The organism is Caballeronia arvi, from assembly GCF_001544695.2.
GTDB lineage: Bacteria > Pseudomonadota > Gammaproteobacteria > Burkholderiales > Burkholderiaceae > Caballeronia > Caballeronia arvi.
Genome location: NZ_FCOM02000040.1, coordinates 15,430 through 37,711, shown reverse-complemented (window position 1 = coordinate 37,711; position 22,282 = coordinate 15,430). Strand labels below are relative to the sequence as shown.

Annotated in this window: 25 protein-coding genes; 12 read left to right on the top strand and 13 right to left on the bottom strand. The window is 63.6% G+C overall.

What is annotated here, in order from left to right; translation table 11 throughout:
* Positions 1 to 49: 49 nt before the first annotated feature.
* Positions 50 to 223, top strand: coding sequence for a hypothetical protein (locus AWB74_RS46525; protein ID WP_160110330.1), 174 nt, complete (start codon positions 50 to 52; stop codon positions 221 to 223).
* 63 nt (positions 224 to 286) lie between these two features.
* On the opposite strand, the gene AWB74_RS30755 is transcribed toward AWB74_RS46525, so the two are convergent.
* Positions 287 to 661 (bottom strand): hypothetical protein, encoded by a 375-nt coding sequence (locus tag AWB74_RS30755; RefSeq protein WP_235024742.1) that lies wholly within the window; start codon positions 659 to 661, stop codon positions 287 to 289.
* Between the two features lie 244 nt (positions 662 to 905).
* Between AWB74_RS30755 and AWB74_RS30750 the strand changes: the two genes are divergently transcribed.
* A complete protein-coding gene (locus AWB74_RS30750; RefSeq protein ID WP_061150398.1) occupies positions 906 to 1,340 on the top strand; it encodes a hypothetical protein in 435 nt (144 codons plus the stop codon).
* Between the two features lie 11 nt (positions 1,341 to 1,351).
* Here the strand turns inward: AWB74_RS30750 and AWB74_RS30745 are convergent, their stop codons facing one another.
* Positions 1,352 to 1,564, bottom strand: a complete 213-nt coding sequence (locus tag AWB74_RS30745; RefSeq protein WP_061150397.1) for a hypothetical protein — start codon at positions 1,562 to 1,564, stop codon at positions 1,352 to 1,354.
* Positions 1,565 to 1,847: 283 nt separating this feature from the next.
* On the bottom strand, positions 1,848 to 2,003 hold the full coding sequence (locus AWB74_RS46520; protein ID WP_160110329.1) for a hypothetical protein: 156 nt from the start codon (positions 2,001 to 2,003) through the stop codon (positions 1,848 to 1,850).
* Positions 2,004 to 2,338: 335 nt separating this feature from the next.
* On the opposite strand from AWB74_RS46520, the gene AWB74_RS30740 reads away from it, so the two are divergent.
* On the top strand, positions 2,339 to 3,277 hold the full coding sequence (locus tag AWB74_RS30740) for a DMT family transporter (RefSeq protein WP_061150396.1): 939 nt from the start codon (positions 2,339 to 2,341) through the stop codon (positions 3,275 to 3,277).
* A gap of 56 nt (positions 3,278 to 3,333) precedes the next feature.
* Here the strand turns inward: AWB74_RS30740 and AWB74_RS30735 are convergent, their stop codons facing one another.
* Positions 3,334 to 3,561, bottom strand: a complete 228-nt coding sequence (locus tag AWB74_RS30735) for an XRE family transcriptional regulator (protein ID WP_235024741.1) — start codon at positions 3,559 to 3,561, stop codon at positions 3,334 to 3,336.
* A 619-nt stretch (positions 3,562 to 4,180) separates the two neighbouring features.
* On the opposite strand from AWB74_RS30735, the gene phaP reads away from it, so the two are divergent.
* Complete coding sequence (phaP, locus tag AWB74_RS30730; RefSeq protein WP_235024740.1) at positions 4,181 to 4,747, top strand: TIGR01841 family phasin; 567 nt, start codon at positions 4,181 to 4,183, stop codon at positions 4,745 to 4,747.
* Positions 4,748 to 4,803: 56 nt separating this feature from the next.
* Here the strand turns inward: phaP and AWB74_RS30725 are convergent, their stop codons facing one another.
* The 4 genes from AWB74_RS30725 to AWB74_RS48255 are packed head-to-tail and all read right to left on the bottom strand — an operon-like array spanning position 4,804 to position 7,267.
* The gene (locus tag AWB74_RS30725) at positions 4,804 to 5,172 is read right to left on the bottom strand and encodes a DOPA 4,5-dioxygenase family protein (protein WP_061150433.1); all 369 of its coding nucleotides are present in this window, start codon (positions 5,170 to 5,172) and stop codon (positions 4,804 to 4,806) included.
* A gap of 51 nt (positions 5,173 to 5,223) precedes the next feature.
* Complete coding sequence (locus AWB74_RS30720) at positions 5,224 to 5,583, bottom strand: hypothetical protein (protein WP_061150393.1); 360 nt, start codon at positions 5,581 to 5,583, stop codon at positions 5,224 to 5,226.
* A complete protein-coding gene (locus tag AWB74_RS30715; protein WP_061150392.1) occupies positions 5,580 to 7,139 on the bottom strand; it encodes an FAD-binding oxidoreductase in 1,560 nt (519 codons plus the stop codon). Before AWB74_RS30715 ends, AWB74_RS30720 begins: the two co-directional genes overlap by 4 nt.
* The gene (locus AWB74_RS48255; protein ID WP_268807835.1) at positions 7,136 to 7,267 is read right to left on the bottom strand and encodes a hypothetical protein; all 132 of its coding nucleotides are present in this window, start codon (positions 7,265 to 7,267) and stop codon (positions 7,136 to 7,138) included. Before AWB74_RS48255 ends, AWB74_RS30715 begins: the two co-directional genes overlap by 4 nt.
* 147 nt (positions 7,268 to 7,414) lie before the next feature.
* Here AWB74_RS48255 and AWB74_RS30710 point away from each other — a divergent pair, with 147 nt between their 5' ends.
* The 4 genes from AWB74_RS30710 (at position 7,415) to AWB74_RS30695 (ending at position 12,583) form a co-directional block, all read left to right on the top strand.
* On the top strand, positions 7,415 to 8,818 hold the full coding sequence (locus AWB74_RS30710; RefSeq protein WP_061150391.1) for an aminotransferase-like domain-containing protein: 1,404 nt from the start codon (positions 7,415 to 7,417) through the stop codon (positions 8,816 to 8,818).
* A 31-nt stretch (positions 8,819 to 8,849) separates the two neighbouring features.
* Positions 8,850 to 11,171 (top strand): ATP-dependent DNA helicase, encoded by a 2,322-nt coding sequence (locus tag AWB74_RS30705; RefSeq protein ID WP_061150390.1) that lies wholly within the window; start codon positions 8,850 to 8,852, stop codon positions 11,169 to 11,171.
* A 118-nt stretch (positions 11,172 to 11,289) separates the two neighbouring features.
* Positions 11,290 to 11,766, top strand: a complete 477-nt coding sequence (locus tag AWB74_RS30700) for a hemerythrin domain-containing protein (RefSeq protein ID WP_061150389.1) — start codon at positions 11,290 to 11,292, stop codon at positions 11,764 to 11,766.
* An 82-nt stretch (positions 11,767 to 11,848) separates the two neighbouring features.
* Positions 11,849 to 12,583 (top strand): 2OG-Fe(II) oxygenase, encoded by a 735-nt coding sequence (locus tag AWB74_RS30695; protein ID WP_061150388.1) that lies wholly within the window; start codon positions 11,849 to 11,851, stop codon positions 12,581 to 12,583.
* Between the two features lie 9 nt (positions 12,584 to 12,592).
* On the opposite strand, the gene ribA is transcribed toward AWB74_RS30695, so the two are convergent.
* Entirely contained in the window at positions 12,593 to 13,261 is a 669-nt protein-coding gene (gene ribA / locus AWB74_RS30690) for a GTP cyclohydrolase II (protein ID WP_061150387.1), read from the bottom strand.
* A gap of 166 nt (positions 13,262 to 13,427) precedes the next feature.
* Positions 13,428 to 14,123, bottom strand: coding sequence for an NADPH-dependent F420 reductase (locus AWB74_RS30685; RefSeq protein WP_200822054.1), 696 nt, complete (start codon positions 14,121 to 14,123; stop codon positions 13,428 to 13,430).
* Positions 14,124 to 14,340: 217 nt separating this feature from the next.
* On the opposite strand from AWB74_RS30685, the gene ahpC reads away from it, so the two are divergent.
* Positions 14,341 to 14,904 (top strand): alkyl hydroperoxide reductase subunit C, encoded by a 564-nt coding sequence (ahpC, locus tag AWB74_RS30680; RefSeq protein ID WP_061125034.1) that lies wholly within the window; start codon positions 14,341 to 14,343, stop codon positions 14,902 to 14,904.
* A 160-nt stretch (positions 14,905 to 15,064) separates the two neighbouring features.
* Positions 15,065 to 16,651, top strand: a complete 1,587-nt coding sequence (gene ahpF / locus AWB74_RS30675) for an alkyl hydroperoxide reductase subunit F (protein WP_061150386.1) — start codon at positions 15,065 to 15,067, stop codon at positions 16,649 to 16,651.
* A 58-nt stretch (positions 16,652 to 16,709) separates the two neighbouring features.
* Here the strand turns inward: ahpF and AWB74_RS30670 are convergent, their stop codons facing one another.
* Positions 16,710 to 17,936: a sensor histidine kinase gene (locus tag AWB74_RS30670; RefSeq protein WP_061150385.1), complete on the bottom strand. Its 1,227-nt coding sequence runs from the start codon at positions 17,934 to 17,936 to the stop codon at positions 16,710 to 16,712.
* A 19-nt stretch (positions 17,937 to 17,955) separates the two neighbouring features.
* Positions 17,956 to 18,135, bottom strand: a complete 180-nt coding sequence (locus tag AWB74_RS45825; RefSeq protein WP_143749337.1) for a hypothetical protein — start codon at positions 18,133 to 18,135, stop codon at positions 17,956 to 17,958.
* Between the two features lie 95 nt (positions 18,136 to 18,230).
* On the opposite strand from AWB74_RS45825, the gene tam reads away from it, so the two are divergent.
* Complete coding sequence (gene tam, locus AWB74_RS30665; protein WP_061150384.1) at positions 18,231 to 19,010, top strand: trans-aconitate 2-methyltransferase; 780 nt, start codon at positions 18,231 to 18,233, stop codon at positions 19,008 to 19,010.
* A 15-nt stretch (positions 19,011 to 19,025) separates the two neighbouring features.
* Here the strand turns inward: tam and AWB74_RS30660 are convergent, their stop codons facing one another.
* Positions 19,026 to 19,961, bottom strand: coding sequence for a LysR family transcriptional regulator (locus AWB74_RS30660; RefSeq protein WP_061150383.1), 936 nt, complete (start codon positions 19,959 to 19,961; stop codon positions 19,026 to 19,028).
* A 141-nt stretch (positions 19,962 to 20,102) separates the two neighbouring features.
* On the opposite strand from AWB74_RS30660, the gene AWB74_RS30655 reads away from it, so the two are divergent.
* Positions 20,103 to 21,686: an aldehyde dehydrogenase (NADP(+)) gene (locus AWB74_RS30655; RefSeq protein ID WP_061150382.1), complete on the top strand. Its 1,584-nt coding sequence runs from the start codon at positions 20,103 to 20,105 to the stop codon at positions 21,684 to 21,686.
* Positions 21,687 to 22,282: the final 596 nt, after the last annotated feature.

Genomic DNA, 22,282 nt, shown 5'->3' with positions numbered 1-22,282 from the left:
CCGTCGAACGACTTTGCCCTGCCGGGGAAGGTCCTAGAAAAGGATTGCCATGACCACGCACAAGAAAAACCAGACGGCGCCGCGCCATGCAGGCATCCGCTGCACCGGCCAGCAACTGGACGCCATCTTGCGATTCGCCGAGGAACGCAAGCTCGATCAGCAACCGCTGCATATCGTGGTCGCCGAATTCTGGCGCTATCACGCGCACGCAAAAGCGGCCTGATCGTTCGTATTTCCAGCGGGTTTCAGCGCATTGCCCGTGCAGGCATCGCGGGCGCTATTGCTTCTATTGTCCCGAAATCACACGCTGCTTGAGCACCCAGATCGCGGTCGGCACCGCGTAATAACTGCTGACGTTGCCGGTGACCAGCTTGCCCGTCAACTGGATGCGCGCGTTTTCCGGCGGCGTCGCGTCGATGATCTGCACCGCCGATACATTCGACTGCTGCCGCCCGCTTTGTCCCGCGCCTGCGCTCAACACGCAGATGGGGCTCGACAGCGAGAGCACCCATGCCGCTTTCGCCGACGCATCGGCTTCGCGCGAAGCCTGGCGCGCGGCCGTCCCTTCGAGCATGACGACATCGCCGTCGTTGTAGCACGGCGCCCCGACTGCGGAGCCTGCCATCAGTACGAGCACCCACGCACAGGCTTTCGCAATCATTCGAACCTCGCGGCGAGCGCGTCGCGTGACGCGCGGTTCCGGGAAAGAAGCTCAGTTACTTTAGGTGATAGCCGTGGGGGTCGCAACCCGGTGAAGATCGGTCATCGGCTTTTCGTCTTTCAAACTGTCATGCGGGAACAGGTGTTGCTCTACTTCATATGACAAATAAAGAGCGCGCTTCATGCGCATGAAGACATCTGTTGCTTGGTCCGCGGGATAACGCGGACTGACAGAGGGGGCGACGATGAATCAGGTCATAGTTGGGGTGTTCGCCTCGTACCGGGACGGACATGACGCGCTTCGCGCATTGCAGCTTGCAGGTCTGCGACGCGACGATGCACATCTTTACCGGGCGGGACGCGGCGATAAGAACATCGACGCACTTTTGCCGCCGACGCATGACGAGGACGATGCGGAATACGTCGCGCACGGCGAGCATCAGGGGGTGATCGGGGCGCGAAACCGCTTTGTGCCGCACGAACCGCTGCCGCGTCATCCGCCCGCGCCTCACACGCCCGACGACACCGCACCGCAACGCACCTTGCTGGTCATTCGCATGACGGACGACATCAAGCCGGGTGCGATCGGCGAGGTGCTGCACGAGCACGGCGCGATCGCGGTGAAGGACGCGAGCGGACGCTGGCGTTTCTCGCCATTCAGGAATGCGGGGCGCGTGTGATCGTTCGCCGATCAGTGCATTCCCCGATGCGGCTTGCGTGACGCGAGCCACTCATCGACCGACGAACTTTCCGTACGTTCGTCCTCCTGCACTTCGTCCTGAGTTTCTTCGTCGGCCAGCGCGCGCGACTCCTGCGCCGCCGCGGCCGCGCGCAAGCGCCGGCAATGCGCCGAATGGCGGAACGTCGCGAGCATGCGCACGACTTCGCGGGTTCTCGTTCTCATCGTCGCCTCCCTGTCGAAGCAGTTGAGAAACTACTTTAAGTCTAGGTGGCAAAACCGCAGGCGCAAGGCGTTTCAACGAAATAATGTGCGCGGGCGTTCGTTGATTTATAACTTCCACGGCGATGAAAAAACCGGGCGTTGCTTGCGCAAACGCCCGGTCCGGTTACTGCTCTGTTGTTACTGCTACTGCTTACTTTCACGCTACGGATTTCCTTCTACTGCTTTTGCTTCTACTGCTTACCTGCTACTGCTTACCTGCTACTGCTTTTTTCTTCTACCTGCTTCACTGCCACTGCTCCAACTGCGCCGTCACGTCGACGGGCGATCCCTTCATCGCAAACATGTCGATTGCTGCGCGGCCACTGTTCATCGACATGAACACAATCAGACTCATCGACATGATTGCGGCGGCGAGGATGATGCGCTGCTTCTTCTTCATGATGTCCTGCGTTGTTCGGCGTTGAAAGCATATTAGGGAGTTGGAGTTAGGAAAGCTCTAATCCGCGTCTTAAAAATCAGCGACGGGAAATTCGGACTGAAAAGCACGACCGGTCTCGACACGCGTCGATTGTTCGAACCGTCTAGTACATTTCTCGCATCGTCACCTGCGCACAACACGCGCGCGACGAAACTTTACTGTCGCCTTGCCAGCGGCCTTCGATGCCGGGAGAATTGAAGCAACGGCGTAAAAACCGTTCCTTCATTCAAGCCGTCGCTGGAACGGGCATCGCGCTCACTCCGGGTCGTACGCGGCGGCGCACCCACGAGAGTTCGATGGCAACCTTAGAGGGCAAGACGCAATACCGCATTGATACCGATAACACCGGAACCGGTATCGCCATCATGATCCTGACGACGGCGGCCTTCGCGGCCAGCGATTCCACCGTCAAGCTGATCGGCACCGCGGTCCCTCTGCTCGCGCTTCTCTGGGTGCGCTATCTCTTTCAGATGATCGTGCTGGGCGTCTGGCAAGTGCGGCGCGGCGCGTTCGGGCTCTTTCGCACGGGCGCCGTGAAGCTGCAGGTCGTGCGCGCGGTGTTGCTGCTCACCAATTCCGCATGCACGTTCGCGGGCCTGCGCCATCTGCCGTTGCCGGTCACGACATCGCTCGCCATGCTCGCGCCGCTCATCTCCACGCTGCTCGCCGCGCTCGTCCTGAAAGACGACGTGCCGCGTAGCAAATGGGCGATGGTCGTGCTCGGCTTCATCGGCATGCTGCTCGTCGTGCGGCCGGGCGGCAGCCAGTTCAGCTGGACCGTGGCGTATCCGATCGGATCGGCGCTGACCTTCGCGTGCTTTCAGGTCGTGTCGAGCCATCTGTCGCGCGTCGACGATGCGATCACGACCAACTTCCTCACGGCGCTCGTCGCGACGATCGTGCTGTGCGTGCTCGTGTGGATGGATCAGGCGGAAATGCTGCCGGCGCTCGCCGAGGTGCGTGTGGGAAGCTGGCTGCTCGTCGTCTTCATGGCGACGATGGCGACGCTCGGCCAGGCACTGATGCTCCAGGCGCTCAAGCGCGCGTCGCTTTCCATCCTCACGCCCTTCTCCTACGGTCAGCTCGCCTTCGCCGCGCTCTTCAGCTGGCTGCTGTTCGGTCAGGTGCCGGACAAGTGGATGGCCATCGGCATGTGCGTGATCGCCGCGAGCGGCATCGGTACCGTGCTGCTGCACGGACGCAAGCCGGCGCCGGCGGTATCGACGGAAGTCTGACGCTCAAGGGACATGACTGGCGGCGCACGGAAAGCGCGCCGCCGCAGCAGATGCGATCAGTTCGCGGGATGCGCGCTCTGCGCCTGGCCCGTGCAGAGCCAGTGCGGATCGATATCGAGCGCTTTTGCGATGCGATTGAATGCGTAAAACGGCGGAACTGTAATGCCGCGCCGCCAGAATTGCACGTCGTGCTCGCTCACTTCAAGCCAGCCGGCGGCTTTTGCGGAACTGACGTTCGCCTTTTGCAGGGCCCGGTCGAGCCGCGCGGCGATGGCGCGCCGCAAGGCGTTGTCTTCGTGACTACGTTCAAGGTGGCCAATGGTGTGGGAATGTCGCCCCATTTTCTTCAAGTCTCTCGATTTATATCTTTATGCCGTTCAGCGCCGGCTCATTCGCGCGAAGAAGAATCGTACGCATTTCCGGTGACGCGGCAGTGACAACAAAAACAGGAAATGCTTGCCGATAAACCGTCGATTGACTTCGCGCGTGCTGCAGTGCGGGATTGTTTCAACTCACGCATGAATGCGTCAAGTGGGGAAACAACGCATTCGGTAACTTCGGGCCTAGGTGTTTACGAGGGCAATGCTTTACGGCGCGCCGTGAGAGCCGTATCGAACGCGCGTTCGCCATCCGGCCAGCCGGCGAATTATTCTGTCTGGCGCAATAACTGCCGAATAAGATGGTCGTTCGGATTATGTGATGTCTGATCACTCCGATCACCGCTAATTAGTCCGCTTATTCATCTGCTTCAGGCAGCGTTTTTTTGAATTAATCGCCGGATGGTTTAAAGTCAAGCGGGGAAAACGTAATTGACACTTCATCCACTTGCCTTAAAATAGATGATTCGCTGCACTGCACAAATTCATCGCGTTATCAATGGGGAACATCCATATGGAGTCGAGCATGAGCAGTCTTGCGCCGGAAAACGTCGTCGCGTCACAAAAGGCGGGAGTCGATACGACTTTCGGTCTCGCCGCCCAAGCCGTCGAAGGTTTCGAAAAGCTGGTCGACCTGAACGTTCGCACGGTCAGGACGGTGCTCGACGAGCATCAGGCGCTCGTCGCCCGGTCGTTTTCCGTGCGCGATCCGCAGGAATTCTTCGCGCTTCAGAACCAGCATCTTCAGGACAGCGCCAAGCGCGTGCAGGCCTACTGGCTGAACGTCTATGAAATCGCCACGGGCGTGCGCGGCGGCTATCTGGAGGCGGCGCAAGATCAGATCGAGAAGTCGCAGCGCAACGTGCAGGCGTTCGTGCAAAGCCTGGCGAGCAATGCACCGGTCGGCAGCGAAGCGGTGGTGTCCGCGTGGAAATCCGCGATCGATGCCGCCACGGAATCGGCGAATTCGGCTTACGAAGCGGCTCGCAAAGCCGCGCGTCAAGTGGTCGAAGCCGCGCAGAACGACGCCAGCGTCGCGAGCCAGACGGCCGTGCGCGTCGTGACGCCGAAGACGGCGAACGCCAAGAAATAATCGCGCGGGACGTTTCGGAGAAAGGCGGACACGGTCCGCCTTTTTCTTTTCGTGCGTCAGGCGATCAGTCTGTCGAGCACGAGCGCGTGCGAGCGGCCGATCCACACCGCCGAATCGCGATGATCGACGAGCGCGTCGCCGGTGTTCGGGTGCATGAAAACATCGAGCGCGCCGTGATTCAGTGCGAGCCAGGCGAGCATCGGCGTCAGCAGATCGGCGCCGAATCCCAGCTGAAACGACCACATCGGATGCGGTCCGACCGGACGCTCGTGAAAGCGTCCGAGGCGCAATGCGCCGCTTTGCAGTTCTGTTGCGAAGCGCGCCTCGATGACCTGGCGTAGCTGCCACGCGGCGTCGCGCGTGACGGTATCGAAGTACACGTGCGCGTGCCAGTCGGTGATCGTGCGGGTGTCCGTGGCGTTCATCGTTTCATCCGTGCGCGGCAATATCGAGATACGTGTCATTTTATCGGCGACTCACCGGTCGTGCTGGAGCGTCCAGAGCAACGCGCCCGCTTTCCATTCACGATGATGCAACGCGCGCATGCCGATGCCCGCGCCCAGTTGCGCGAGCACGAACGCATCGGAAAAGCGCGTCAGGCCGCCGATTACATGTGAAGACAGCGCTTCGCTCGACAAGCGCTCGATCCACAGCCAGCCCGCATCGCCTGAAAGCGACGCAATGCGCGCGCCCGTCACGCTCAATCGACTCACGATGACGCGGCTTTGCGGCAAGTCTTCGTCGATGACCCAGGTTCGCGCCGAAGCGCGCACGCCGCCTGGCGGAATCCATGTCAGCCCCGATGCAATCAGAAACGTGCGACGCGTCATGTTCATCGCGCTGGCCAGATGCCCTGCTTGCCCGGCGAAAGAATGCCGTTCGGATCGAGCGCCGTCTTGATGGTGTTCGATAGCCGCATCAGCGCGTGATCGTTGAAATCGTATTGCGCGGCGGCGAGATCCATGTACGACAGATGCGCGCGATATTGCCCGTAACCGGCCGCGCCCGCATCGTGGATCAGCGTTTCGATCAACGCACCGGCGTTGCGCGATTGCTGTGGATCGTCGGAATCGAATATGGCCGCGAAAATATGATGCATAGCGCGTTCGCCCGCCGTGAAGCCGCCGTAATAGTCGAAGCCGAATTGCGCGGCGCGCTCGCGAACCATGCGCGCCTGCTTCGCGGCATCGCGTCCGAGCGGCGGGCAGATCGGCGAGAAATCGATATGCGCGCCCCTGCCGCCGCGCCAGTTGAGCAGGCTGAACGCTTCGAGTCCCGGAATGCCGACTTGCGCGCGATCGCCGCCGCCTTCGGGCTCGACCGATGCATCGCGATACGGCATCTCAAAGAGCGTCGCGCCCGCGATCGGCTTGAAACGCGCGTGGACGATATCGCGCCGCGCCTTCACGAGCGCGGGCGGTCCATACAGGCAAAAGCGCAGATTCCAGCGCCCGATGCCGATCTTGCGCGCCATCGTCTCGATGACGTCGTCGGGCATGGCGCCGTCGCCGTCGTACCACTGGTTTCGCGTCGATACACCCGCCGCCCAGCGCACCGCGCTTTCGATCACCGCATTGCTTTGCATCGTGCCGTCCATGCGCAGCGGACGCAGCGTATCGACGACGCGTTCCAGATCATCTTCGCGCGCGAACGCATAGCGGCAGATCATGTAACCCTCGGGCGCGGGCATGAGCCAGATGCCGAGCTTCGTGACGACGCCGAAATTCGACTGCATGAACATGCCGTCATACGACGGCCCGAAGCCGCCCTTGAACACTTGCCACGCGCGGCTCGCGGGCATCGCGCCCATGCCCGTGCGCACGACGTCGCCGTTCGCGAGCACGACTTCCATGCCGCACTGATTCGCCGCATGGTCGCCGTAAGGCGTCGTGCCATAACCGCGTTCGAGCGTGTTGCCGATCACGCTGCCCCATCCCGCCGCGGGCGGATCGAGCCAGAAGCGCCTGGGCGTTCCCAGCGCGCGATGCAGGTCGTAGTACGTCACGCCCGGCTCGACGAGCGCGTAGCCCAAGGTCTCATCGATCTCGATGATGCGATTCATGCGCCGCAAGTCCATCACGACGCTGCCGCGCATGCGTGGCGCCGCGCCGCCGTACGCAAAGTTGCGTCCCGTCGATACGGTCCAGAGCGGCACGCGATATCGATTCGCCACGTCGAGCGCCGCGCGCACGCCGTCGACATCGCGCGGCAGCACGACGGCGGATGGCGCATGCGCGAGTGCATCGCCGGGCGCGAACGGATCGAGATACGAAACGACGTCGTTCGACAGCACGGCGTCGTCACCGAGCGCCGCCTTAAAAGCCGCAAGCGCCGCGCGAAACTGCGCGGCCGTCACGCCCGGCGGAAGCGGCGCGGCGTCGGAAGCGCTCAATATCCCCCGCTGCTGCCGCTGCCGGACGTCGTGCCGGACGAGCTGGCGCCGCCGTCGGCGGTCTGACATCCCGCGAGCAGACCGGCGAGCAGCGCGAGCACGACGGTTGCGATTCTGGCGAGCTTCATGACATCACCTCCAAATAAGAGCCCTACGCGGCGATGAAGCCGCTTGTTCATTAAACGCGCGGCGGCGCGTCGATATTCCTTCGCAAAACCGTGTGAGACAATTTCGCGCCGCGTCGAGCCGAGCGCGGTCTTTCCAACCCGCACGCGATGAAGCGCTACCAAGCCCTTGCCGACACGATGGCCGCCGAGATTCGCGCGGGCCGGCTGCCCGTGGGCACGCGCCTGCCTTCGGTGCGGCATCTGACGACGCAATACGGCGTCGGCCAGTCGACGGTCTTTCGCGCGTATTACCTGCTCGAAGAGTGGGGCTTGATCCGCGCGCGAGAGCGTTCCGGCTATTACGTCGCGCCGGGCGCCGCGCTCGCGCCAAAAGAGAGCGCGACGCTGAAAGAACCCGCGCCCATCGACGTCAGCAGTCTCGTCTTCTCCGTGCTCGATGCGGTGAAGCGTCCGGATGTCGTGCCGCTCGGCTCCGCGTTTCCATCGCCGACACTGTTTCCGCTGGCGCGTCTCGCGAAGTCGCTCGCGCATGCGTCGCGCATGCTCGATCCGTGGAGCACCGTCGTCGACATGCCGCCAGGCAACGAGGCATTGCGACGGCAGATCGCGCTGCGCTACATCGGCATGGGCATCGCGCAGCCGGTGGAGGAACTCATCGTCACGAACGGCGCGATGGAAGCGCTCACGCTCTGCCTCATGGCCGTGACGAAGCCGGGCGATGTGGTCGCGATCGAATCGCCGTGCTTCTATGCCGCGCTGCAGGCGGTCGAGCATCTCGGCTTGCGCGCGGTCGAGATTCCCGTCGATCCGCGCGAGGGTCTCGATCTCGACGTGCTCGCCGAAGCGCTGCAAAAGCATCCGGTCCGCGCGTGCTGGTTCATGACGAACTTGCAGAATCCGACGGGCGTCACGCTGTCCATCGAGAAGAAGCGCGCGCTCGTCGAACTGCTCGCGAAACACGACGTTCCGCTCATCGAAGACGATGTCTATGGCGAGCTGCATTTTGCGCAGGATCGTCCGCCGCCCGCGAAAGCCTTCGATACACAAGGTCTCGTGATGCATTGCGCGTCGCTTTCGAAGACGCTCGCGCCGGGTTATCGGCTCGGCTGGGTCGCGGCCGGCCGCTTCGCCGATGCGATCCGCCGTCTCAAGCTGATGACGAGCATTTCGACCAGCATCCCGATTCAGGCGGGCATCGCCGATTATTTGCAGCACGGCGGTTTCGACAAGCATTTGCGCAAGCTGCGCGGCGCGCTTCTCGTGCAACGCGACGCGATGGAGCACGCCATCGCGCGCTGGCTGCCTTCTCAAGTCGTTTATCAACAGCCCGACGGCGGCTATTTCCTGTGGCTGCAACTCGCCGAACACGTCGATGCGATGCAGTTGCATCGGCGCGCGCTCGAAGACGGCATCAACGTCACGCCCGGGCCGATCTTTTCCGCGCGTCACGCGTTCGGGAATTACGTGCGCATCAACTTCGGCCATCCGTGGTCGCCGCAGATCGAAAACGCGATGAAAACGCTCGGGGAATTGCTGCGCGCGGCGTCCTGAAAGGCGATTCCTGCATGCTAGACTGCTGTACATGCATACAGTATCCGAGCCCGCCTACACCGTCGCCGTGCGCGCGCTGTGCGAGCTCACGGCCAAACAGGGCGACCTCGATCTGCGTTTCACGCCGACGCCGAGCGCGCAGGAAGGCGTCGCGGGCCATGTGACGGTCACGGGCCGGCGCGCGGCGGGCTATCAAAAGGAAATAGCGCTTGCGGCGGAATACGGGCCGCTTCTCGTGCGCGGCCGCGCCGACGGCTACGATCCCGCGCTCAACCGGCTCGAAGAAATCAAGACGCATCGCGGCAAGCTCGAATCGATGCCGCAGAATCATCGGCATCTGCACTGGGCGCAGGCGCGCGTCTACGGGCATCTGATGTGCCGCAAGCTCGGGCTCGAATCCATCGAGATCGCGCTCGTGTATTTCGATATTGTCGATCAGACGGAAAGCGTGCTCGTCGAGACGCAGACAGCCTTCGCGCTTGCCGCGCATTTCGACGCGCAGTGCGAACGCTTCATCGCGTGGGCGCGGCAGGAGCTGGCACATGGCGCGGCGCGCGATGCCGCGCTCACGGCGCTCGCGTTTCCGCACGCGGAGTTTCGGCCGGGCCAGCGCGCGCTCGCCGAAGCCGTGTATCGCTCGGCGGTGTCGGGGCGCTGTCTCGCCGCGCAAGCGCCGACGGGCATCGGCAAAACGGTCGGCACGCTCTTCCCGCTGCTGAAGGCGTGGCCGGGCCAGCGGCTCGACAAGATCTTCTTTCTGACGGCAAAAAGCGCGGGACGCCAGCTCGCGCTCGATGCGCTGACGACGCTCGCCGCCACGCCCTTGCGCGTCGTCGAGCTCGTCGCGCGCGACAAGGCCTGCGAGTACCCCGACCGGGCATGTCACGGCGAATCGTGTCCGCTCGCGCGCGGTTTCTACGATCGTCTCGCCGATGCGCGCGCCGCCGCGCTCGATTGCGCGCAGCTCGATCGCGCGGCCATCGCCGACGTCGCGCGCCGGCATGAGGTCTGTCCGTACTATCTGAGCCAGGAATTGTCGCGCTGGGGCGATGTGATCGTCGGCGACTACAACTATTACTTCGATACAAGCGCGATGCTTTTCGCGCTCGCGGAGGCGAATCGGTGGCGCGTCGCGGTGCTCGTCGATGAGGCGCACAACCTCGTCGAACGCGCGCGCGGCATGTATTCCGCCACGCTCGATCAGGCCGCCTTCAACGCGATGCGCCGTGCCGCGCCGCCGTTGCTGAAGAAAACGCTGAATCGCGTCGCGCGAAGCTGGAGCGAGACGGCGGCCGAGCAGCACGCATCGAACATCGAATACGCGGCGCATGCGGAACCGCCCGCGCGCTTTCTCACCACGCTCGGGCAGGCCGTCTCGCTGATGACCGAAGCGCTCGGCGAGCAGCCGGACATCTTCACGCCCGACACCTTGCGCTTCTATTTCGATGCCGTGCATTTCGCGCGCATCGCCGAGCGCTTCGGAACGCATTCGATCTTCGATATCACGCTGACCGGCGCAACGTCCAACCCGAAGAAGCGCAACGCCGTGCTGTGCCTGCGCAACGTGATTCCCGCCCCGCATCTCGCGCCGCGTTTCGCGCGCGCCCACAGCGTCGCGCTCTTTTCCGCAACGCTGACGCCCGCGCATTTCTACGCCGATACGCTAGGCTTGCCGGCATCGAGCGTGCGCATCGATGTCGAATCGCCCTTTTCCGCCGATCAGCTCGACGTGCGCGCGATCGCCGATCTTTCGACGCGCTATCGCGATCGCGAGCGCTCCGTCGATCGCATCGCCGATCTGATCGCCGCGCAGTTCTTCCGCGCCGAAGGCAACTATCTGAGCTTTTTCAGCAGCTTCGAGTATCTCGCGCAGGTCGCGGCGGCGCTCGCGGCGCGGCATCCGTCGATTCCATGCTGGCAGCAATCGCGCGCAATGAGCGAGGCGGCGCAACGCGAGTTCCTCGCGCGCTTCGTGCCGGATGGCCGCGGCGTCGGCTTCGCGGTGCTGGGCGGCGCGTTCGGCGAGGCGATCGATCTGCCGGGCTCGCGGCTCATCGGCGCGTTCGTCGCAACATTGGGCCTGCCGCAACTGAACCCCGTCAATCAGCAGATGAAGGCGTGCATGCACGAGGCCTTCGGCGAGGGTTACGCGTACACGTACCTGTTTCCCGGCTTGCAGAAAGTCGTGCAGGCGGCCGGACGCGTGATCCGCGGGCCGCTCGATCGCGGCGTGCTCTATCTGATCGACGACCGCTTCGCGCGCGCCGAGGTGCGACGCCTGCTGCCCGCGTGGTGGCAGGTGAAAGTGCTGCGGCAGCGGGATCTCGGCGCGTCGAGGGATTCGACTATTTAGACGCGGCGGGCGCAGCCGTTAACTGGTCCAATCGCGGGCATTTGTCTTGCTGCTTACCGACGCCTCAGGGACACGAAGATGTCCCCACGGGCCGGCAGAGCCCCTATTGGAGAACCCCATGCCTATCGCTGATACCCCGCGACCCGCCGATGCGCTCGACATGCTCGAAGCCGATCATCGCGCCATCGAACAATTGTTCGATGCCTTCGAACGCGCGGACGCCGGCGACCACGAACGCAAGGATTCGCTCGTGCAGCGCGCGTGCGAGTTGCTGACGATCCACACGATCGTCGAGGAAGAACTGTTGTATCCGGCCGCGCAGGCGCGCATCGACGTCGACGAAGCCTACGTCGGACATTTTCTGGTGACGACGCTGACCGAGCGATTCGCGACGCTCAGAGCCGGCGAAGACGGCTTCGATGCGACCTTCAAGGTGCTGAAGGCGAACGCGACGCACCACATCGACGAAGAGGAAACCACGCTGTTTCCCGAAATGCGAAAAATGCAGATCGATCTCGTCACACTCGGCGCGAAGATGGCCGCGCGCAAGGCAGTGCTGCGCGAGCGCATCGCGGAAGGCGCGATGGCGCATTGAATGGCAGAGCAAGACCCGGAGTGCGGGCGTCCCGCGCGCAGCGCACACTGCAGGCAAATTCACGCACATCCGGAGAAACGATATGAAAGTGCTCGAACGCGCGACGGCGGAAGATATCGGCGAACGCATCGGCGCGCTCGACTGGGCCGAGCTCGAAGCGCAACTGGACAACTACGGTTGCGCCGTCGCGCCGGGACTGCTCTCGCGCGACGAATGCGAGGCGCTTGCCACGCTTTACGATCGCAATGACGTGTTCCGCAGCCGTGTGGTGATGGAGCGCCACGGTTTCGGGCGCGGCGAATACAAGTATTTCGCTTATCCGCTGCCCGATTTGCTGGCAGGCGTGCGGGACGCGGTCTATCCGCATCTCGCGCCGATTGCGAATCGCTGGAACGAGGTGATGCGCATCGAGACGCGTTATCCGCGCGGGCACGCGGAGTTCATCGAGCGCTGTCATCGCGCGGGGCAGACACGGCCGACGCCGCTACTGCTACGTTACGTGCCCGGCGATTACAACTGTCTGCATCAGGATCTTTACGGCGAGCACGTGTTTCCGATTCAGATGGCGATCCTGCTTTCCGCGCCAGCCCGCGATTTCACGGGCGGTGAATTCGTGATGACCGAACAGCGGCCACGGATGCAGTCGCGCGCGGAAGTCGTGCCGCTTTCACAGGGCGATGCGGTGTTCTTCGCGGTGCATCATCGGCCGGTGCAAGGCACGCGCGGGCCGTATCGCGTGAACATGAAGCATGGTGTGAGCCGCCTGCGTTCGGGGCGGCGGCATATGCTCGGGGTGATTTTTCACGACGCGAAGTGAGGCCGCGCGTTACTCGTTCTCGTCGAAGTAATGGCCGAAGCGCGCCTGCTTCGTCTTGATATAGCGCTCGTTTTCCTCGCGCATCGGAATGGCGAGCGCGACGCGTTCGCAGACGGGAATATCGTGCTTGAGCAGCGTGTCGAACTTCGACGGATTGTTGCTCATCAGCCGCACCGACTTCACGTTCATCGCGCGCAGGATGGCGGCGGCCGAATCGTATTCGCGGGCGTCGTCGGGCAGGCCGAGATGCAGGTTCGCGTCGACGGTATCGAGACCCTGCTCCTGAAGCGCATACGCGCGGATCTTGTTAGCGAGACCGATCCCGCGCCCTTCATGCCCTCGCAGATACAGCAGAATGCCGCGGCTTTCGGCGGCGATGTAGCGCAGCGCCAGATCGAGCTGCTCGCCGCAGTCGCAGCGGTAGGAACCGAACACATCGCCCGTCACGCATTCGGAATGCAGGCGCGTCAATACCGGATCGCCGCCGCTCACGTCGCCCATTACGAAGGCGATGTGCTCGACGTCCGTATGCTTCACGCGATACACATACGAACCGAAAGTGCCGTACCGCGTCGGGATGGTGGCGGTTGCGACGAGTTCGACATCCGCGCACTCGTCGCACTCGCCGAAGCGATGTTGCGGGGCCTGCACGTCCTGCGGGGGAGAAGCGGTTTTCATAAGTCAATCTGCGAGTCCACGACGCCGGGACTTTTGGCTCGACAACTGCGCCAGCCCGGTCCGTCATGGTAAAGCCCATCGGGAAAGTTTGCAGATTGTCGCACGGCGCGGGCCGCTTCCCGCGCTTTCCCGTACGGGCGTTCCGCCCTTTGACGCGGCGCCTCGGCTACGCCGGGCTGTCGAAGCTGCCCGGACTTCTGTCGGTCGCGCGCCATTCGGGCTTGCGTGCCGGATCGGCGTTCTTCAGCGCGGCGCGCACGCCGGCCGCGTCGAAATCGCCGGTATAGACGGGCGTCGCGGGCTGCTGACGCCACGAATCGTCGATTTCGCCCGCATCGACGGCATCGAAGCCGATTTCGTCGACGAGCTTCATCACGACGGCTTTCGCTTTCGAATCGTCGCCCGCGACCGGCAACGCGATGCGCCCCGGCGTGCCCGCGGGCTTGCCGCGCGTCTTCAGGTGCTCCGCATAAATATTGTTGAACGCCTTCACGACCGGACGGCCGATCTGCTGCTCGACCCAGCGGCTCTCCGGCGTGCCCTTCTCGATCCCTTCGATGCGACCGTCGCGCTGCTGCGGATAGTAATTGCCCGTATCGATGACGACGACGTTCGCCGGCACGCCCGCGAACAGATTTTTCGGCAGGTTCGGCACCTTCGCCTGCGGAATCGTGACGACGACGACGTCCGCGTCCTTCACCGCCTCGGCCGCCTCGACGGCGGTCGCGCCGGTCTGCCGCGCCACGTCCGCGAGCGACGCCGGCCCGCGCGAATTGGCGATGCGCACGTCATGACCGTTTTCGCCGAACCGCAAAGCCAAAACCGAACCGATATTCCCGGCCCCGATTACTCCGATTTTCATACCGCCTCCTGTTGAAATGGAGGCGCCGACCGCTACCTCCTTCGAATGCACATCCTAGTGCGAACGCGGATGCGCTGCCGGATACGGAGAAACGAGACATATCGTCGCGATAGATTCGCCCTATCCCGCCAATAAAATCAATCCACTTCGCGATTACGATAGTTTTCCTGTATAGTTCACTTACTTCTTCACCACCACTCCAAAAGGAAACCGGTAAATGCCCATCATCAACAGCCAAGTCAAGCCGTTCAAAGCAACCGCCTACCACAACGGTGAATTCGTGACCGTCACCGACGAAAGCCTGAAGGGCAAGTGGTCGGTGTTCGTTTTCTACCCGGCCGACTTCACGTTCGTGTGCCCGACAGAACTGGGCGACCTGGCTGACCGCTACGCAGAATTCAAGAAGCTCGGCGTGGAAATCTACTCGGTCTCGACCGACACGCACTTCACGCACAAGGCCTGGCACGACACGTCGGACACGATCCAGAAGATCGAATACCCGATGATCGCCGACCCGACGCTCGCGATCTCGCGCAACTTCGACGTTCTGATCGAAGAAGAAGGCCTGGCGCTGCGCGGCACGTTCGTGATCAACCCGGAAGGCGAGATCAAGCTGTGCGAAGTGCACGACAACGGTATCGGCCGTGACGCCGGCGAACTGCTCCGCAAGGTGCAGGCTGCGCAATACATCGCGAAGAACCCGGGCCAAGTGTGCCCCGCCAAGTGGACGCCGGGCGCTGAAACGCTGACCCCGTCGCTCGACCTGATCGGCAAGATCTAAGCTCGTACCCCGCTCGTACCTTCTACGAGTCGTCGTATCGAATCTGCCGCGTTTCTGCGGCAGGCTCACCCAGAAGAAAACGTTCGTCCGGCGCTGCGAATATCGCAGCGTCGCGGCGCAACGCGTCTGCAACACCCCAAGTCAAGGAACGGACATCGCCATGCTCGACGCCAATCTCAAGAATCAATTAAAAGCGTATCTGGAAAAAGTCACCCGGCCGATCGAACTCGTCGCCTTCCTCGACGACGGCGACAAGTCGCGCGAGCTGAAAAGCCTGCTCGACGAGATCGCCTCGCTGTCTGCTCGGATCAGCGTCGTCGAGAAAGAGGACGCCAGCGCGCGTCGTCCGTCCTTCACCATCGGCGAACCGGGCAAGCCCGCGGGCATCCACTTCGCCGGCATCCCGATGGGACATGAATTCACGTCGCTCGTGCTCGCGCTCTTGCAGACCGGCGGCCACCCGGTCAAGCTCGACGACGCCACCATCGAGCAGATCCGCAATCTCGACGGCGACTTCTCCTTCGAAACGTATTTTTCGCTGTCGTGCCAGAACTGCCCGGAAGTCGTGCAGGCGCTGAACGTGATGGCGATCATCAATCCGCGCATCAAACACGTCGCGATCGACGGCGCTCTCTTCCAGCAGGAAGTCGAAGCGCGTCAGGTCATGTCCGTCCCGATGATGTTCATCAACGGCGAGAGCTTCGGCTCGGGCCGCATGGGCGTGAAGGAAATTCTCGCGAAGCTGGACACGGGCGCATCGGCGCGTGCGGCGAAGGAACTCGAAAACAAGCCGGTGTTCGATGTGCTGATCGTCGGCGGCGGCCCGGCGGGCGCGGCGGCGGCGATCTACGCGGCGCGCAAGGGCATTGCGACGGGCGTCGTCTCGGAGCGCTTCGGCGGCCAGGTGCTCGACACGATGGCCATCGAGAACTTCGTCTCCGTGCAGGAAACCGAAGGGCCGAAGTTCGTGACCGCGCTGGAACAGCACGTCAAGAGCTATGAAGTCGACGTGATGGACGTGCAGCGCGCCGACAAGCTCGTGCCGGGCCGCGTCAACGAGATTCATCTCGCGAGCGGCGCGGTGCTGAAGGCGAAGACCGTGATTCTGTCGACGGGCGCGCGCTGGCGTGAAATCAACGTGCCGGGCGAGCGCGAGTATCGCGGCCGCGGCGTGGCGTATTGCCCGCACTGCGACGGCCCGCTCTTCAAGGGCAAGCGCGTCGCGGTGGTCGGCGGCGGCAATTCCGGCGTCGAAGCAGCGATCGATCTCGCGGGGCTCGTCGCGGCGGTGACGCTCATCGAGTTCGGCACGGAACTGCGCGCCGACGCGGTGCTGCAGAAGAAGTTGCGCAGCCTGAAGAACGTGACGATCGTCACGAATGCGCAGACGACGGAAATTTCCGGCGACGGCAAGAAGGTCGACGGCCTCGCGTACACGGACCGCGCGACGGGCGCGAGCCATCGCGTCGAACTGGAAGGCGTGTTCGTGCAGATCGGTCTCGTGCCGAACACCGAATGGCTCAAGGGCGCAGTGGAGTTGTCGAAGTTCGGCGAGATCGTCGTCGACGCGAAGGGCGCGACATCGGCGCCGGGCGTGTTCGCCGCGGGCGATGTGACCACGGTCCCGTACAAGCAGATCGTGATCGCGGTCGGCGAAGGCGCGAAGGCATCGCTGTCGGCGTTCGATCATCTGATCCGCGCGTCGGTGGAAGACGAAGCAGTGGTCGAAGAAGAAGCGGCGGCCTGAGCGTTTAGTCAGGCGTCGAAGTGACCGGAGGCGGACGGGGCAACCCGTCCGCTTTTTTTTATTGCGTTTGCGCTTTCGGTTCCAGCACTCGCGGAAACGTCACTTCGAAGACGCTGCCGTGCCCCTTCGATGACTGAAAGCGCAGTTCTCCTTCGAGCGTGCGCGACAATTCCTTGACGATGGCAAGCCCGAGCCCCGCGCCGGGGATGTCGTCATCGGCGGCACGCTCGAATTCCTCGAACACGCGCTCCTGATCCGCCGCGCCGATGCCCACGCCCGTGTCGGCGACGAGCAGCTTCCACCGGTCTCCGGGCACCGCGGTGATCGACAGCAGAATTTCCCCCGACGACGTGTACTTGATCGCGTTCGACAGCAGATTCAGCGCGACCTGCTTCACCTTCAGCCGGTTCGACGTCGTCGCGCCGAGCGCCGGATCGAACTGTCCGACGAGCTTCAGCCCCTTCGTTTCGGTCGCGACGCGGCACGCCTGCATGAGTTCGTCGAAGAGGCCAACGAGATCGAACGCTTCGACGGTCAGCGCCGAATCGTCGCCGAGCACTTTCGAGTATTCGACCATTTCATCGACGAGCGTCGCCATGTCGGAGACCTGCCGGTTGGCGAGCCCGAGCGCGGTGTCGCGCTTCGCGGGCGAGCGCGCGGCGAGCTGCAGCGCCGTCGAGAATACGTTCAGAAAATTGCGCAGATCGTGCGCGACGCGCCGCGTGATCTGCATGCGCGTTTCGTAGAGATCGCTGATGAGCTTTTGCCTGAGCGTGAGTTCGTAGTTCGCGCGCTCAAGCATGCCGGTGTATTCGTCGATCTTGCGGTCGCGTTCGCCGATCGCCTCGCGAATCGACGCGAGCGTCACGAAGCTCACGACCTCGTCCGTCATGAGGCGAGCGTGCTCTTCGTCGGCGCGGGAGAAATTTTCATGCGTGCCGGCGTACTCGCCGATCGCGAGCAGCAGCACCTGACGGAACAGATCGAGCTCGCGCACGAGTTCGTCCACACGATAACCCTGCTGCCAGCGCCATTGACCATGCTGGCGGGCGTCGCGCTCGATCGCGCCTTCCTGGTCGCGCAGATTGCGCGATTCCAGCACGATGCAGATTTCGTCGAAGATGCTCGGCAGATGATCCGCGAGCTGCCGATACGTGAGTTGATCCGAATGTTCGACCTCCTGATCGCCGAACACGAGCTTCATCCATCGCTCGGTGAGCGCGTGTTGCTGCTCGCGCAGCGCGGCCACGAGGCCGCTCAAGCCGCCGACTGACGTGTCGCTCATCTGCGAATCCCTGATTGCTTTAGGCGCCGGCCACGGCGCGCGTGGTGATCGTGATATGCAGTCGAAAGGCATTCCCGGAGGCCGCCCCGAGCCGCCCGCGGATGCTCCGCCAGTATAGGCCGATGCCCGTGCCGGAAGCGCAAATTCGAGTTTTCTCCTGGACTTTCGCCGCGTCCGCCAGATTCAGCATTCGATTCATAACCTGACGATCCGCAGCACGAATTCATTTTACGATGCGCGCCCGGGCGTTCAGAATCGCCGCTGTCTCCTTCAAGAAATCGACTGGATCCCGACATGACGACATCATCGACAGACTGGCAAGCCCGGCAATACACGCTGTTCGAAGCGCAGCGCACGCGCCCCGTCCGCGATCTCCTGAGCGCGGCTCAGCCCGAAACCGCGCGCACGGCGGTCGATCTCGGCTGCGGCCCCGGCAACTCGACCGAAACGCTACTGGCCCATGCGCCGCACGCGCGCGTCACCGGCGTCGACAATTCCGGCGACATGATCGACGCCGCGAAAAAGCGTCTGCCGGACGTCCGGTTCGAACTCGCCGATATCGCCGCGTGGCAAACCGAAAGCCCCGTCGATCTGATTCTCGCGAACGCGTCGCTGCAGTGGGTACCGGACCACGAAACGCTGTTGCCGAAGCTCGTCGGCATGCTTTCGAATGGCGGGCGGCTTGCCGTGCAGATGCCGGACAATCTCGACGAACCCGCACACCGGCTGATGCGCGAAGTCGCCGCCGACGGTCCGTGGCGCGACAAGCTGAAGGGTGTGGAACGCACAGCGCGCTATCGGGCGGACTGGTATTACGCGCTGCTCAAGCCACTCGCCGCGAACGTCGACGTGTGGCGCACGACGTACCATCATCCGCTCGAAGGCGGCGTCGATGCGATCATCGAATGGTTCAAGGGCAGCGGGCTGCGTCCGTTTCTCGCGAAACTCGACGCAGACGAAACGGCCGCCTATCTCGACCGCTATCGCGCCGGGCTGAAAGCCGAATACACGGTCTTCGACGACGACACCGTCTTGCTGCCCTTCCCGCGCATTTTCATCGTCGCGACGCGCTGAAACGCAGCGCAAGGCTCAGTGCGGCCGGCTCTGTTCGCGCAGCATCTGCACGAACTGCCGCGCCGCCGGCGACAGCGCGCCGCCCTTGCGCGTGACGATGCCGAAAGTCTGCGATTTCGACTTCATGCGCACCGGCAGGATGCGCAGCATGCCGTGGCGCTCGAAGACTTTCGCGACGCTTGCCGGCAGGATCGACACGAGTTCAGCACTCTCCTGCAACAGCGTCACGGTCATCAGCGGCGACGCGGTGGAAATGGGATTGGCGGGCATCGGCAGGCCGGCTAAGTCGAGTTCGCGCTCGAGCAGCGCGCTCATCGGCATATAGCTCGGATACGTCACCCAGCGGTACTGCGCGAGATCGCCGAAACCGACTTCGCCCGCGCCCGTGCGCTCGTGCGCGTGCCCGACGACGATGCACAGCGGCTCGTCCGTGAGCGGCTGATAGTGATACTTCGACGGCTGATCCGACACGCTCGAGCGCCCGATCACGAGATCGACGTGGCCATCGTCGAGCATCGGCAGCATGCGCGCGCTCGTATCCTCGACGATCTCGATGGCGAGATCCGGATGCTTCGCGTGCATCTCGTTGACGATCGGCGCGACGACGTCCGGCACCGCGCCCATGATCGTGCCGACCGTCAGGCGCCCGCCCGTGCCCGCCCGGATCTGCGCGACTTCCTGGCACAGCGAATTCAGATCGGCGGCGAGCACGCGCGCGTAGCGCACCACGCAGCGCCCGAACGGGTTCGGGATCAGACCGGTTTTCGCACGCTCGAACAGCGGCGCTTCCAGCATGGATTCGAGTTCGGCCAGCGCCTTGCTCGCGGCGGACTGCGTCATCGACATCGCGCCCGACGCCTTGTGCAGCGATTTGTGGTCGTCGAGCGCGATCAGCAGTTGCAACTGCTTCATGCGCAGCCGCGACATGAGCACGTCCAGCATATTCTTCATGAGCCGGGTGATTCCAAAAAGCGATCATGCGATGGAAAGGTTTCACTATACAGCGGCGTGCGCGAGACCGTATAGTCGGCATAGGGCGAGTCATCGTACAACCGGTCCGCCACGAATCACTCATCGCAAGGACGAGACAACATGCAACTCACTGGCAACCTGCTCATCGGTCAGCAATCGGTTCCGGGCTCGAACGGCTCGATCAAGGCCGTCAACGCGTCGACCGGCGCGGCCATCGAACCGGCTTTCGGCGGCGCGACGCTCGCCGATCTCGACCGCGCGTGCGCGCTCGCGTGGACCGCGTTCGACGTGTATCGCGAAACCGCGCCCGAAGCGCGCGCCGCGTTCCTCGACACCATCGCGCAGAACATCCTCGATATCGGCGACGACCTGATCGAACGCTGCATGATCGAAAGCGGGCTGCCGCGCGCGCGTCTCGAAGGCGAGCGCGGCCGCACGGTCGGCCAGTTGCGCATGTTCGCCGACGTCGTCCGCAACGGCGATTTCCTCGGCGTGCGCATCGATCCGGCGCAGCCTGAGCGCAAGCCGCTGCCGCGCGTCGATCTGCGTCTGCGTCATATCGGCGTCGGCCCGGTCGCGGTGTTCGGCGCGAGCAACTTCCCGCTCGCGTTCTCCGTCGCCGGCGGCGACACGGCCTCGGCGCTCGCCGCAGGCTGTCCGGTCATCGTCAAGGCGCACTCGGCGCATCCCGGCACGGCGGAACTCGTCGGCCGCGCGGTGCAGAAGGCCGTGAAGGACTGCGGCATGCCGGAGGGCACGTTCTCGCTGCTGTTCGACAGCGGCCGTGACGTCGGTCAGGGGCTCGTCGCCGACAACCGCATCAAGGCAGCAGGCTTCACCGGCTCGCGCGGCGGCGGCACGGCACTCATGAAGATCGCCGCGGCACGCGCCGAACCGATTCCCGTCTACGCGGAAATGAGCAGCATCAACCCGGTTCTGCTGTTCCCGAACGCGCTCAAGAACCGCGCGGAAGGCATCGCGAAGGCGTTCGTGTCGTCGCTGGTCCTCGGTGCGGGCCAGTTCTGCACGAATCCGGGTCTGCTGCTCGCCGTCGACGGTCCGGATCTCGACAAGTTCATCGCAGCGGCATCGGCGGCGCTGAACGAAACCGCCGCGCAGACGATGCTCACGCCGGGCATCTGCAAGACCTACCAGAGCGCCGTGGCGCGCGCCGCCGACCATGCGGGCGTGACGACCGCCGCACGCGGCGTCGAGGCGAAGGGCGACAATCAGGGCCAGTCGGCGCTGTTCGTCACCACCGCCGATGCGTTCCGCAAGAGCCACGAGTTGCAGGAAGAGATTTTCGGCGCGTCGTCGCTCGTCGTGCGCTGCCCCGACCTCGCGACGATGCTCGCGCTGATCGAATCGCTGGAAGGCCAGTTGACGTCGGCGCTGCATATCGACGAAGCCGACTACGCCGACGCGCGCAGCGTCCTGCCCGCGCTCGAGCGCCGCACCGGCCGCCTGCTGGTGAACGGCTTCGGCACGGGCGTGGAGGTCGGCCACGCGATGGTGCACGGCGGCCCGTTCCCGTCGACGGCGGATGGCCGCTCGACCTCGGTCGGCAGCCTCGCGATCAACCGCTTCCTGCGCCCGGTCAGCTATCAGGATCTGCCTGACGCGCTCCTGCCCGACGCGCTCAAGACGGAGAACCCGCTCGGCCTGAACCGCCGCATCGACGGCAAGCTGCAACTGGCGAAGTAAGGCTTTCGGTCGATCGAAACGGCCCGCGGCGTGAAATTCACGCCGCGGGCCGTTCGCTTTCGTTTTCATTTTCGGGTCGTCCGCGGCCGAAAGCCCTCTTTTCGGACGACGCTTCGGAACCCTTAGCGAATTTCGGCCACCTTACGAGTCCGGCGTTGGCGTGCAACAACGCTCGACCGCCGGCGGGAATCGCTTTGTCATCAGTGGGTTATCCGGCGAACGCACACCCTTGTCGTCTAACGGCTAGGGATTGGCGGTTCACAACCGCCGGCGGCATCCCAAAATGTCAGAAATATCGTGAGCGAAGAAGAGCGAGGCGCGGCGCGTGCCGATCCGACGCTTTCACATCGACATCAGGGCCATGCGCCGGACGTACGTTCCGACGCCATACGAAACACGACGAGACGCAATGGTGTAGTCGCTTAAGTTGGCGGCCCGGAATAGGTGCGAAAGGCAATTGACGTCCGATAGCGGTTGAACCATAGTCGGAATGTCGTTTCCCGTCAGCGCACATCGCGAACGAGGAAACAATACGAAGGATTGCTGCCGCGGGACCGCGTCCCTGCGATTACGCGCGCGACTCGGCGCGCATTGCG